We start from the raw sequence: 12,597 nt of genomic DNA, 5'->3' as shown, positions 1-12,597 counted from the left end.
CGTCAGGGTGTTTTTCGTCCGGACAGGCGGACGAAACGTCAGCCCGCGTAGGCGTCGACCTCGGCCAGAAGCTTCGCCTTCTCGGCTTCCGACAGGAACGACCCCTCGAAACTGTTCCGCGCCAGCTGCGTCACATGCTCGCGGCTTAGCCCCACGGCCTCCGCCAGCCTCGAATAGTTGGCGTTCACGTAACCGCCGAAATAGGCCGGGTCGTCCGAGTTCAGCGTCACATGCAGGCCCCGGCGCAGCATCTCCGGCACCGGATGATCCTTCAGGTCCTTCACGACGCAGAGCTTGAGGTTCGACAGGGGACAGACCGTCAGCGTCATCTGTTCGGCGGCCAGCCGCTGGACCAGACCCTCGTCCTCCATCGAGCGGTTGCCGTGGTCCATCCGGTCGATGTGCAGCAGATCCAGCGCCTCATGCACATAGGCCGGCGGCCCCTCCTCTCCCGCATGGGCGCACAGCTTCAGCCCCAGTTCGCGCGCGGCAGCGAAGACCCGGACGAATTTCGACGGCGGATGCCCGATCTCGGACGAGTCGAGACCGACCCCGATGAAGTGATGCAGATAGGGCCTGGCCATCTCCAGCGTCGCGAAGGCCTCCGCCTCCGACAGGTGCCGCAGGAAGCTCAGAATCAGACCCGAGGTGACGCCCAGTTCCGCCTTCGCCCGGTCCATCCCGGCAATCAGCCCCTCGACCACCACGCCGAACGCGACGCCCCGGTCGGTATGGGTCTGGGGATCGAAGAAGATTTCCGCGTGCCGCACGTTATCCGCCGCCGCCCGCCGGAAATAGGCGAAGGCCAGATCCTCAAAATCCTTGCGCGTCAGCAGGACGTTCGCCCCGGCGTAGTAGATGTCGAGGAAGTCCTGCAGGTTGGAGAAGTCATAGGCCGCCCGTACCGCCTCGACGCTGTCGAACGGGATCTGGACCCCGTTCCGCTGGGCCAGTTCGAACATCAGTTCGGGCTCGAGCGAGCCTTCGATGTGCAGGTGAAGTTCAGCCTTGGGCAGGCCGGCGATATAGGCGTCGAGGGACATGGGTCGCATCCGTTCTGGGTGCGCCAGTCTAACCTACATCCGGTCGGGGGTGTCGATTCCCAGCAGCCGCAGCGCCGTCTCCAGCTGACTCAGCGCCGCCCCGGCCAGGGCCAGTCGCGACGCGACCGTCTCCGGCTCCGACGCCGCCAGCACCGGGCAGGCCGCATAGAATTTGGAGAAGGACTGGGCCAGACGATAGGTGTGCTCGGCGATCAGGTGCGGTGCCCGCTTGTCGTAGGCATCGCCGACAGCCTGATCGAAGGCGTCCAGCGTCAGCACCAGATCCCGCTCTGCTGGCTCACGGACGAAGATCGGCCCGGCAAGGACGCCCTGCGCCTCGGCCTTGCGCAGCAGGGATTTAATCCGCACCGACTGGTAAAGCAGGTAGGGGCCAGTCTTGCCCTCGAAGCTCATAAAACGATCGAGATCAAAGACGTAGCTGGTCGTCCTGCTGTTCGACAGGTCGGCGAATTTGAGAGCCGCCACGGCGACCTTCGACGCGGTGTCCTCGAACTCCGCTTCCGACAGGTCGGCGCCCAGATCGGCCTCTTTCAGTCGTTCGCGCGCCTTGTCCCGGGCCTGGGTGATCAGGTCGTGCAGCTTCAGCACGCCGCCCGCCCGGGTCTTGAAGGGCTTGCCGTCCGACCCGTTCATCGTGCCGTTGGCCGCGTGCTCCAGCTGACCCCGCGTGGCGTAGCCGACCTTGTAGGCAGCCCGGAATACCTGCTCGAAGTGGTCGCCCTGCCGCTGGTCCACACAGTACAGGACCAGGTCGAAGTCGAACTGCTGTCGCCGATCCAGGATCGTGGCCAGATCGGTCGTGCCATACATGGCCGAGCCTTCCGACGAGACCAGCAAAAGCGGCGGCAACTCGCGCTTCTCGCCCTCCTCGGCCACCCGGATGATCCAGGCGCCCTGATCGAACTCGGCCAGACCCCGCGCCTTGATGTCGTCGACCATGGCCGGGATCAGGGGATCAGCGTCCGACTCCCCGTTCCACAGGTCGAAGGTGACGCCCAAGGCTCCGAACTCGCGTTCCAGCGCCGTCTTCGACACCGCCACGAAATGCCGCCACAGGGCGCGATAGCCCGGACGACCACCCTGAAGCTCCGCCGTCGCCTTGCGAGCGCGGTCACGATAGTCGGTGTCTTCCTTGGCCCTGGCCGCCGCTTGCGGATAGAGCCGCTCCAGGTCGTCCAGCGTCACCGGGCTGTGATCCGGGAATGGGCCCTCGCCCTCCGCCAGGAAGCCGTCGGCCTTGCCCTCGTCACCGACGGCCACGATCAGAAGCCCCATCTGGAAGCCCCAATCGCCGAAGTGGGCGTCGCCCCAGACCGTGTCGCCGCGGAACCGGAACAGTCGCTTCAGGCTTTCGCCGATGATCGAGGAGCGCAGGTGCCCGACGTGCATCGGCTTGGCCACGTTCGGCCCGGCGTAGTCGATGACGACCTTGCGCGGTTCGGCGACCTTCGACGCGCCGGCCAGCGCCGCGTCATCGGCCACGCCCTGCGCTCGATGCGCCAGCGCCTCGTCGGAGAGCTTCAGATTAATGAAACCCGGTCCCGCCACCTCGACGCCTGACAGGCGCGGATCAGCGGCCAGGCGTTCAGCGACACGGCCGGCCAGCTCGCGCGGATTGGCCTTCAACGCCTTGGCGGCGGCCAGAGCTCCGTTGGACTGAAAATCGGCCAGGTCGGGCCGGTCGGAAGCGGTGACGCGCGCAACGGACGCTTCCACGCCTTCGGCGGCGAAGGCGGCCGCAACCGCTTCGCCGAGGTCGGTTCTGAGATCGGTCATTCTGCGGGAGGGGCCGCCGCGGCCTGGCCGGCCGTCATGCGGAAACGGCTGCCGGTGCGGTTGAACTCGGCCATCTCGGGCGTGACGTCAAAGCCGATCAGGACCTCGAAATTGCCGCCGCTGGTCTCGGCGGTGGCGCGCGGGATGATGATCGACTGCTCTTCGGTCACCGAAGCCGTCGCGGCGCCTTCGAAGTTCACGGGAAGATCGAAGTATTCCTTGGCCAGCACGGCCTCATTCCGTTCCGTGACCGCGATCCAGTAGCGATAGGTGCGCTGGTCGCCGCCGGCCTGCGGACCACGGCCGAGGTTGAACAGGATGTCCATCTGAACGGAGATCGGCTCGTCCGACTGATAGGCGCAGCCGGCGCTGACGCCCTCGATCTCGCCGGTGTAGCCGACGTTGGCCGCGGCCGCGCGGCCGCCCTCCAGCTCCACGAACCGGGCGGCGTCATAGAGGATCTTCACGAACGGACACGGCCCGGCGTTGGGCACCGACCGCAGCGGCGCGATACGGGGCGGACGACGGCTCTCGCGGCTTTCTTCCTCACTCTGGCCGCCGGCGCTGCGATCACGCTCACGCTGGCCTTGGCCTTGACCCTGCATCTGGGCATGAGCGCCGGTAGAGGCGAAGACCGCCAGGGCGGCGAGGGCGACGGTCGCAAGACGCATTAGGAAATCCGGAAATCTGGCGCTGACGGAACGCGGTCAGGCTTCCCGCCTGATAGCGGCTAAAGCGAGGCGTCGCAAACCAATGAAGCCCGCCACGGTGGCGAGGCGCCGCCGGAACGACTAGGTTTGGCCCATGGACGCCTTCTCCCCCTCTCCCGCCTCCGGTCTTAGGCCCCTGACGGTGCGCATGGCCACGCCGCGCGGCTTCTGCGCCGGCGTCGACCGGGCCATCCAGATCGTCGAGCGCGCCATCGAGAAGTTCGGCGCGCCCGTCTACGTCCGCCACGAGATCGTCCACAACAAGCATGTGGTCGACCGGCTGAAGAGCCTGGGCGCCGTGTTCGTCAAGGACCTGGACGAATGCCCCGACGATCGACCGGTCGTCTTCTCCGCCCATGGCGTGCCGAAATCGGTGCCGGCCACAGCCCGGGCGCGCGAACTGATGTTCCTGGACGCCACCTGTCCGCTGGTCTCGAAAGTCCACGTCGAGGCGGAACGCCACCACGCCAATGGCCGGCACATCATCCTGATCGGCCACGCCGGCCACCCCGAGGTCGTCGGCACGCTGGGCCAACTGCCGCAGGGCGCCATCAGCCTTGTCGAGACGGTCGAGGATGCCGAGGCCTTCCAGCGTCCGGGCGGCCTGCCCCTGGCCTACGCCACCCAGACGACGCTCTCGCTGGACGACACCTCGGAAATCCTGCGCGTGCTCAAACGCCGCTTCCCGGAGCTCCCGGATCCGCACAAGGAAGACATCTGCTACGCCACCACCAACCGCCAGGAGACCGTCAAGCAACTGGCCAACGGCTCGGACCTGGTGCTCGTTGTAGGATCGAAAAACTCTTCCAACTCGGTGCGGCTGGTTGAGGTCGCCCTGCGCGCTGGAGCCGGCAACGCTCAGTTGATCGACGACGCCTCGCAGATCGACTGGAGCTGGCTCGACGGCGTTACGACCGTCGGGGTGACGGCCGGCGCCTCTGCTCCCGAACCGCTGGTCCAGGCCGTGATCCAGGCGCTGCAGGCCCGGTTTGATGTCACCCTCGCCGACGATCCGGGCGAGCAGGAAACCGTGACCTTCAAACTGCCCAGAGCTCTGACAGTTTGAGGCTGGTGCGGGCGGCCGGGGTCGAACCGGCATGACCTAGGTCGACGGATTTTAAGTCCGTTGCGTCTACCAGTTTCGCCACGCCCGCAATCCGGTCACTCCGCCGGGCGCATAGCCCGGAAGTCAACGTCGGAATCCGCGACCAGCCAGACCAGAGCGGCCCAGGCGGCCACGTTCTGGCGCAGTTGCTCGGGATCAATCTTGTCCAGGGTGTCGTCAGCCGTGTGGTGCAGGTCGAAATAACGCAGGCCGTCCTGCTTTAGCCCGAACACGGGCACGCCCGCCTCGACGATCGGGCCGATGTCGGCGCCCCCCTCGGTCTCGGGCACGTTCGAGCGCAGCACACCGATCGGGTAGAGCACCCGGTTGGCGGCGTCGGCGAAGGCGCCGGTCTGGGCCCCGACGGGCAGTTGCAGCGCATAGACGCGGTCCGCGCCGAAATCGCTCTCGCCGGTGAAGACGTGGTTGGCGATGTCTTCCGCCGACAGGCTGCGCAGATAGGCGCCGCCGCCGTTGCCGGTGTCGGTCGGCTGGGCCACCTCTTCCGAGCCGTACAGGATCACGCGCACGGTACGCGCGGTGCGGCCCTGTTCGGCGATGGCCTTGGCCGCCGCGATGGTGATGGCCCCGCCCGCGCCGTCGTCAATGGCGCCGGTGCCCAGGTCCCAGCTGTCCATATGCGAACCGAGGACAATGACCTCCTCAGGCCGCGACCGACCCGGCATGTCGCCGATGACGTTGTGTGACGTCGTCTCGTAGGTATGGGCGGTCGACGACAGATGGATCCGCACAGGAGCGCCGTAGGATACCAGCCGGCTCAACTGGTCCGCGTCAGGTGCGCTGAGCGCGAAGCCCGGCAAGGGAACGACGCCGTTCACATAGCGGGTAGTGCCCGTGTGCGGCATGCGATGCTCGTCCGACCCGGCCGAACGCATGATGAAGGCCAGGGCGCCCTTCTGGGCCGCCACAGCGGGGCCAGCGCCCCGGATCCGGGTCAGGGGGCCGTAGCCGCCGCCCGACTGCATGGCGACCATCTGGCCGGCGTCAACATAGGCGATCTTCCCGGCGAGCGAGCCGTCCGGGACCGACTGCAGGTCTTCCAGCGAGGCGAAGCGCACGACTTCGGCCTCGATGCCGCCGACCGGGGTGCCGGGCGAGTGGCCCAGGGCGGCGACGACCAGTCGCTGCGGGTTGGCGCCGACGATCGAGGCGCTCTCCTGTCCCCGCTCCCAGCCGACCAAAGGGAAGGCCTGGATATGGACGTTCTTGAAGCCCAGTTCGCGCATATGACCGGCGGCCCATTCCGCCGCAGCAGTTTCGGAGGCCGAACCCGCCGGACGCGGTCCGAACCGGGTCGTAAGCTGGGTGACGTAATCCATGGCGACAGCGTCGGTCAGGGCGGCATCGCGGACGCTGATCGCGGCGCGGATCGTGGCTGCGTCCTGCGCCATGGCCGGGCCCGCGATCGCGGCCCCGAGACTGAGAACCGACACGGCGGCGAGCGCCGAACGACGAACGGAAACGAACATGCCGAAACTCCAGATCACGATTGGCCAGGACACTAGGGCCTGATCCCGGAAAGTGTGAGTGGTTTTACGATCGGATTCGGCCCCGGCGAAATCCCCTATGCGACTCCGGAAAAGAGAGTCGACAGAGTCGACAGAGTCGCGCCCTCCCCGGCCCGGAGCGGATCAGCCCTGTCAACGACCGCCCATGCAGATGGACATGGACGGCGTCCAGTGCAAGACGTTATAGGGAATAAATTCTTAGGCCGGGGAGCCCTAACCGACCTGGGCCAGTTGCGGCTCCAGAACCACCTCGCGCCAGGCGTGGGGGGCGGCCAACAGGGCGCGGACCAGCAGATTGTTGACCGCATGACCGGCCCTGTAGCCTTCGTACCGGCCCAGCAAGGGCGCACCCATGACATAGAGGTCGCCGATCGCGTCCAGCGCCTTGTGACGCACGAACTCGCGCCCCATGCGCAGGCCGCCGGGGTTCAGGATGTCGTCGCCGTCGATGACGACCGCGTTCTCCAGCGAACCGCCGCGCGCCAGACCGGCCTGACGCAGGGCCTCGACCTCATGGGCGAAGCCGAAGGTGCGTGCGGCCATGATCTCGTCGCGGAAGGTCTGTTCGTCGACGACGAAATCGATAACCTGGTTGCCGATCACGGGGTTGTCGAAATCGATCTCGAACCGCATCTCATAGCGGTCGCAGGGATAGAGGGCAGCATGCTTGTCGCCGTCCGTGACGTGGATCGGCTCAAGGATCTCGATGTAGCGGACCGGGGCCTCCTGGCGACGGAAGCCCGCGCGGTCAAGCAACTGGACGAACGGCAGAGCCGAACCGTCCAGGATCGGCAGTTCGGGCCCGTCGACCTCGACGATCACGTTGGACACTCCCAGGGCACAGAAGGCGGCCATGAGGTGTTCTATGGTCGATAGCTGAACCCCGGCCGCATTCTCGATCATGGTGTTCAGCCGCGCATCGACCACAACGTCGCCGGACACGACAATGCGATTGTCACGATCCGTGACATCCGTGCGGACGAAGACGATGCCCGTTCCGGTGGGCGCCGGACGAATGGCCAGGCGAACCCGCTGCCCGGTGTGCACACCCACGCCCGCACATATGGCGGGGGCGATCAGCGTCCGTTCGCGATGATCGGGGCGTGGCGGCAAGATTTAATCCACTGGACGCCCGGCGTGCGGAAGCACGCATGAGCGGAAGATCGATCCCTAACCGCAGTGCAGCAAGGCGAAAACCAAAGTCGGGTTTCGAATTGTTTCCGCCGCCTTAACCTTGACCCTAACGCAAGACGCCCCGGGTTTCCCCGGGGCGTCCAAAGCGTTCGTGCGCCGGATCAGTTGGCCAGACGACGCAGGAACGACGGGATTTCGAGATCATCCTCGGCGGCCGCGATTTCGGCTTCCGGCAAAGGCTGAGCCGTCTGACGCATCTGGGGCTGGCCGCGCGATGCGGTCGCCGCCGGAGCGTAGGCGGTCTGGGCGCGCGGCTTCTTGCCGAACAGGCTCCAGCCGGACTTACGATGATCGCGGTCGTCGTAGACCGGTTCGTTGTAGTCGGCGGGCTGTGGGGCCGCGGGGGCGCGGTCCATGTACAGGTCGCCCTGGTCAGCCTGGGCGGTGGCGGCTGGCTGACGGCCCTGGTCGGATTCGAAGGCCTCGACCCACGGATCGACGATCGGCGTCAGGGTGCGCTCTTCAGCGACGTGAATGACGGGCTCAGGCGCACGCGCGACGGGCTCGGGCATCTGGAAGGTCGGGACGACGGGCGCGGGCTCAGGCGCACGATAGGTTTCGGCGCGGACCGGCTCGCGGCGGACAGGCTCGCGCGCACGGGGTGCCTCGGCGACCGGAGCCGCATGACGCGGATCATGGAAGACGGTCTGGCGCGTAGTGGCCGGCTCGATCTTGGCGGTGGCGACTTCGTCCATGCCGGTGGCCACGACCGAGACGCGGATCTTGCCGTCCAGGGCCGGATCGAAGGCTGCGCCGAAGATGATGTTGGCGTCACCGTCCACCTCAGCCGAGATGGCGTTGGCGGCCTCGTCGACTTCCAGCAGGGTCATGTCGAGACCGCCGGTGATGTTGACCAGCACGGCCTTGGCGCCCTTCAGCGACGTCTCGTCCAGCAGCGGGTTGGCGATGGCGTTCTGGGCGGCCAGCAGGGCGCGGTCGTCGCCGGAGGCCTCTCCGGTGCCCATCATCGCCTTGCCCATCTCGGACATCACGGCGCGCACATCGGCGAAGTCGAGGTTGATCAGGCCCGGCAGGATCATCAGGTCGGTGATCGAACGGACGCCCGAGTGCAGCACCTGGTCGGCCATGGCGAAGGCGTCGGCGAAGGTCGTCCGCTCATTGGCGACGCGGAACAGGTTCTGGTTCGGAATGACGATCAGGGTGTCGACGTAGCGCTGCAGCTCCGCGATGCCGGCCTCGGCTAGACGCATGCGGTGACGGCCTTCGAAGGTGAAAGGCTTGGTCACAACGCCGACGGTCAGGATGCCGCGATCGCGGGCGCATTTGGCGATGATCGGCGCCGCGCCGGTTCCGGTGCCGCCACCCATGCCGGCGGTGATGAAGATCATGTGTGCGCCATCGAGGTGCGCATGGATCTCGTCTGCGGACTCCTCGGCGGCGTTCATGCCGACTTCGGGATGGGCGCCGGCGCCCAGGCCTTGCGTGATGGTCTCACCCAACTGGATGCGGCGGTCGGTCTTGGCGAACGACAGATGCTGGGCATCGGTGTTGGCGACGACGAACTCGACCCCTTCGAGGCCGGCGTCGATCATGTTGTTGACCGCGTTGCCGCCTGCGCCGCCGACGCCGAAGACGACGATCCGGGGCTTCAGTTCCGTGGCCGAGGGCCGCACCAGCGAGAGAGACATATCCAAACCGACCTTTTTTCCGACCCTGCCCCTTGAACGTCCAGTGCGAAGTCCCCGCAGATCCGCATTGGTTATGAGCGCGTTAAGGATCGCTCACCGTCGTTAAGAGAAGGTTACCGGATAGCGCGAGTCGGACGGTTTTGAAGGGCGCAGAGCCGACTTTGCGGGAGAAAGAAACGATAGCAGACGTCATCCGCCTAGTCCTCAAAGAAGAAATGGCGGCCCTACGGGCCGCCATTTCAACCTAGGATCGACATCGGTTCGCTTTAGAAGGGCCGGTAGTTCAAGCCGATGAAGAAGCGCGTGCCCCAAGGGTCGAAGTTGCTGGTGGTCGTAGTGCCGAGGTAGCGTGACTGTTCGGCATCGAAGGCATTGACCACACCGAAGCGCATCGACAGGTCCTCGCGGACATTCCAGCGGACCGTGAAATCGTGACGGGCGAAATCGCCCGTGCTGATGCCATCCGGGTTGCGGCTGTCAGCGTTATTGATGAAGTCGCGGGCGTAGATGATGTTCTGAGCTGTTTGCCAGTCCACCGTCCAGTTCACACTCCAGGTCGAGTTCGGCGAGTAGGTCAGAGAGGACGTCAAGCGAACGCGCGGGAAGAACACCGTGCTACCTAGTTCGGTTCCGTCCGTAGGATCGGCCGTGTTCAGGAACTGCTCCTGTTCGATAAGCCACAGGCCGCCGACCGAGTAATCAAGCCGGCCAAGGTTCAGGCCGTGCATCTCCTCGAGATCGTAGGAGTAGCGGGCGGTGAAATCGAGGCCACGTGTCGACAGGGCAGCGTAGTTGATGGAGCCTTGGATGAAGCCGCCGATCGGGTCCCCGGCTGGGGCACCGATGTAGAACTCGCGTCCGGGTGTTGGATCCCGACGGAAGATGGTGGAGCAGGCAGCGTTGTTGAGTGACGACCCGTTGACACAGTTGTTGACAGCGGCCTGGGCTCCCACGGCCGCGATCACATTGGTTATCTCGATCTCGTAGTAGTCGAGGATGATGCTCAGGTTCGGGATGAAGCTGGGCTCAAGCACCGTCGAGAAGGTGAAGGATTCCGACTCTTCGGGCTGCAGGTTCGGGTTGCCGCCGTTCACGCCGGCGATCCCCGAGGTGTAGACCGGGTTGTAGTCATCAACGTTGGTCGGCGTGGAGCCGGCAAAGTCAAAGGTGCGTCCCTGGGCCGCAGCCAGCGCCGTACAGTTCCGGACCCGGTTGGCACGAACCTCTGTATTCACCTGGGTGATGATGTTGGCCGTTGCGCACGGATCAACGACGCCGTTGAAGAACGTCTGGGAGAAGGGCGCGAAGTTTTCACCCAGGTTGGGCACCCGGATCGAAGAATTGAAGCTGGTCTTGAAGGCGATTTCCTGGATCGGACGATAGACGAGGTTCACGCCATAGACTTCCTGGGCACCAACCGTGGAATAGTCAGCGTAGCGGTACGAGCCGCTCAGTTCGGCATATTGCCCGACCCAGCTGTCGCGGAACAGGGGCACGGCGACCTCGGCGAAGGCCTCGTTGCTGTCGTACTCCGCCGCAGCGAAGTCCGCCCCGGTGTTCAGGAACAGGAAACGGTTACCCGTCGTCCGGGTCCGGCCGATACCCTCGGCGAACTCCCGCCGATGTTCTGCACCGACGGCGACCCCGATGGCACCTGCGCCCCAGAAGTCCCACAACTGGCCGGAGACCGCGCCCAGGAACTGCTCCTGTTCATTAGTATGGCTGACGGTGATCGCAGCATCGACGTAGCTGAGACCTGCAGCGCTCTGATTGCCGTCACCGAAGACATTCAGCGGCTGGCACTGATTCAGGTCAAGTGTGCCTTGGGCAGTGTCGCGCAGATCACCACCACGCGAGCGGTCGGCCACTACGGTCCCGGGGGTCGCGGCGAGAATGCGTGCCCGGCAAACGATAGCTCCGCGGGTTCCGAGAATACCGGCCGTATCCACAACAGCGTCTGCGGCGAGGGCGAACCGCAGGACATCGACGCCGCGCTCGATATTCTCGTTCTTGGCCTGGCCGTAAACATAGGAAAGATCCCACGCGATGTTGTTTACAAAAAGGAAGCGATCATGCTGCCCGTTAAGTCCGACGACATAGCGCTGAATTTCCCGCGTGTTATCCTGGGTCCGTTGAGGACCGAACATGGCGTGGCGGGCGAAGGGAGCGGCGGTCGCCGCCAGCGGCGTGCCGGCGGAAGTCGCTGTCGGGGCAGTGAAGTTCGTGACCGTATTGGCGAGGATGGCGTTCCGCAGGTTCGCTGGCAGGAAGGCGTTGTCCAGACGCAGATCGAACTGGGATGTGGCACGAAGGATGTTGGTCTGGGTTGCCGTGTAGGTCGTGTCGGACAGGAAGATATCGAAGAACGTCGGCTGACCGATGTCGAACGTATCCTCGGTAATGTATTTGGCTTCGAGGCTCAGGTTGATGTCGGCCGTCACCGCGAAGTTCGCACCCACCTGATAACGCTGCGATTCCGACTCGGGAGTCCGAGACTCCTGACCGAAGTTGGCCGGATTCTCGCCGTCACCCCCGACGTTGAACGGGCGGCTGGACCCGGTGTTGCCGATACGCTGACCGAAGTTGGCCAGACGGGCCGTGCCGCCGTCGAACCAGTAGGTGCGGGTCGGATCAACGCTGTAGCAGTTGCCGCTGGTGATGGCGGTGCAACTCGCGAGAGCGACGTCCGGATCGTTCAGCGGGCTGGGCTGCTGGGAATTGGCGAGAGTGGTCTGGCCCCACCGCGGGCGATCCAGGCGCCGCAAGTTGTTGAACAGCTCGGCGTCACGGCTGCTGTCGAAGTTGGCGGCCGCCGGATCGGCGTCTGTCCCGACCAGAAGCCAGGCCTCACGAAGCCAGTCGACGTCGAGCGTTCGGACCTCCTCGTTACGGTCATACTCAGCGTGCGCATAGACGTTCAGACGGTCATCAAACAGATTGATGCCGGCCAGCATGGAGACGCGATTGTTGGCCTGGCCGTCCTGGTTGATCTGGCCATAGTTGGCGTCGATCTCCAAGCCTTCGAAATCCTTGCGCAGAATGAAGTTCAGCACGCCCGAGACGGCGTCGGCCCCATAGACCGACGAGGCCCCGCCGGTGACGATCTCGATGTTCTGGATGAGCAGGCGCGGGATGCTGTCGACGTCAACCGCGAGGCTGCCTTGCGCAGCACCGACGTGACGCCGGCCATCAACCAGCGTCAGGGTACGGCCCGAACCTAAGCTGCGCAGGTTCGGCAGGGACAGACCGCCGTCATTCAGGCCGCCGCCAGTCGTGTCGGACGGCACGACCGAGTTGGACAGGGCCGGGATGGTGGCCAGGTAGTCGATCACGCTCGTCTGCCCGGTGCTCAGCAAGGTTTCGCGCGAAACCTGGATCAGCGGCGTGGCAGCATTCGTCGGATCGCGACGGATACGCGACCCGGTGACGATGACTTCTTCAACCTGGACCGACTCTTCGTCCTGGGCCGGCTGGGTCGACTGAGCGAACGCCGGGGCGGACAGCGTCAGAACGCCCGCGAGGATGGTGGTTCCGAAGAGATACTTGCGAGTGGTTAGCATGGTGCTTGGC

Annotated in this window: 8 protein-coding genes and 1 tRNA gene; 1 reads left to right on the top strand and 8 read right to left on the bottom strand. The window is 65.3% G+C overall.

The window, feature by feature from the left end; genetic code table 11:
* Nucleotides 1–38: 38 nt before the first annotated feature.
* From ACP7AU_RS09330 to ACP7AU_RS09320, 3 genes are read right to left on the bottom strand one after another with little or no spacing between them, the layout of a single operon-like run.
* A complete protein-coding gene (locus ACP7AU_RS09330) occupies nucleotides 39–1,052 on the bottom strand; it encodes an adenosine deaminase (protein ID WP_426051240.1) in 1,014 nt (337 codons plus the stop codon).
* A gap of 24 nt (nucleotides 1,053–1,076) precedes the next feature.
* Nucleotides 1,077–2,840, bottom strand: coding sequence for an arginine--tRNA ligase (gene argS, locus ACP7AU_RS09325; protein ID WP_426051239.1), 1,764 nt, complete (start codon nucleotides 2,838–2,840; stop codon nucleotides 1,077–1,079).
* The gene (locus tag ACP7AU_RS09320; protein ID WP_426051238.1) at nucleotides 2,837–3,511 is read right to left on the bottom strand and encodes a Tat pathway signal sequence domain protein; all 675 of its coding nucleotides are present in this window, start codon (nucleotides 3,509–3,511) and stop codon (nucleotides 2,837–2,839) included. Before ACP7AU_RS09320 ends, argS begins: the two co-directional genes overlap by 4 nt.
* 133 nt (nucleotides 3,512–3,644) lie before the next feature.
* Between ACP7AU_RS09320 and ispH the strand changes: the two genes are divergently transcribed.
* On the top strand, nucleotides 3,645–4,616 hold the full coding sequence (gene ispH / locus ACP7AU_RS09315; protein ID WP_426051237.1) for a 4-hydroxy-3-methylbut-2-enyl diphosphate reductase: 972 nt from the start codon (nucleotides 3,645–3,647) through the stop codon (nucleotides 4,614–4,616).
* Between the two features lie 3 nt (nucleotides 4,617–4,619).
* On the opposite strand, the gene ACP7AU_RS09310 is transcribed toward ispH, so the two are convergent.
* The 5 genes from ACP7AU_RS09310 to ACP7AU_RS09290 all read right to left on the bottom strand — a co-directional run bounded on the left by ACP7AU_RS09310 (nucleotide 4,620) and on the right by ACP7AU_RS09290 (nucleotide 12,587).
* Nucleotides 4,620–4,704, bottom strand: a tRNA-Leu gene (locus ACP7AU_RS09310).
* 7 nt (nucleotides 4,705–4,711) lie between these two features.
* Complete coding sequence (locus ACP7AU_RS09305) at nucleotides 4,712–6,145, bottom strand: M20/M25/M40 family metallo-hydrolase (protein WP_426051236.1); 1,434 nt, start codon at nucleotides 6,143–6,145, stop codon at nucleotides 4,712–4,714.
* Between the two features lie 252 nt (nucleotides 6,146–6,397).
* Nucleotides 6,398–7,297, bottom strand: coding sequence for a UDP-3-O-acyl-N-acetylglucosamine deacetylase (gene lpxC, locus ACP7AU_RS09300; RefSeq protein WP_426051235.1), 900 nt, complete (start codon nucleotides 7,295–7,297; stop codon nucleotides 6,398–6,400).
* 182 nt (nucleotides 7,298–7,479) lie between these two features.
* Nucleotides 7,480–9,027, bottom strand: coding sequence for a cell division protein FtsZ (gene ftsZ, locus ACP7AU_RS09295; RefSeq protein WP_426051249.1), 1,548 nt, complete (start codon nucleotides 9,025–9,027; stop codon nucleotides 7,480–7,482).
* Nucleotides 9,028–9,293: 266 nt separating this feature from the next.
* Complete coding sequence (locus tag ACP7AU_RS09290) at nucleotides 9,294–12,587, bottom strand: TonB-dependent receptor domain-containing protein (RefSeq protein WP_426051234.1); 3,294 nt, start codon at nucleotides 12,585–12,587, stop codon at nucleotides 9,294–9,296.
* Nucleotides 12,588–12,597: the final 10 nt, after the last annotated feature.

The sequence above is a fragment of the Brevundimonas sp. SL161 genome, from assembly GCF_049896985.1.
Lineage (GTDB): Bacteria > Pseudomonadota > Alphaproteobacteria > Caulobacterales > Caulobacteraceae > Brevundimonas.
Note: the sequence above shows the minus strand (reverse complement) of the source record. Positions and strands in the feature narration are given on the sequence as shown.

Coding starts and splice junctions, on each gene's coding strand:
- ACP7AU_RS09330 (WP_426051240.1), bottom strand. CDS start 1,052: ATGCGACCCATGTCCCTCGACGCCTATATCGCCGGCCTGCCCAAGGCT.
- argS (WP_426051239.1), bottom strand. CDS start 2,840: ATGACCGATCTCAGAACCGACCTCGGCGAAGCGGTTGCGGCCGCCTTC.
- ACP7AU_RS09320 (WP_426051238.1), bottom strand. CDS start 3,511: ATGCGTCTTGCGACCGTCGCCCTCGCCGCCCTGGCGGTCTTCGCCTCT.
- ispH (WP_426051237.1), top strand. CDS start 3,645: ATGGACGCCTTCTCCCCCTCTCCCGCCTCCGGTCTTAGGCCCCTGACG.
- ACP7AU_RS09305 (WP_426051236.1), bottom strand. CDS start 6,145: ATGTTCGTTTCCGTTCGTCGTTCGGCGCTCGCCGCCGTGTCGGTTCTC.
- ftsZ (WP_426051249.1), bottom strand. CDS start 9,027: ATGTCTCTCTCGCTGGTGCGGCCCTCGGCCACGGAACTGAAGCCCCGG.
- ACP7AU_RS09290 (WP_426051234.1), bottom strand. CDS start 12,587: ATGCTAACCACTCGCAAGTATCTCTTCGGAACCACCATCCTCGCGGGC.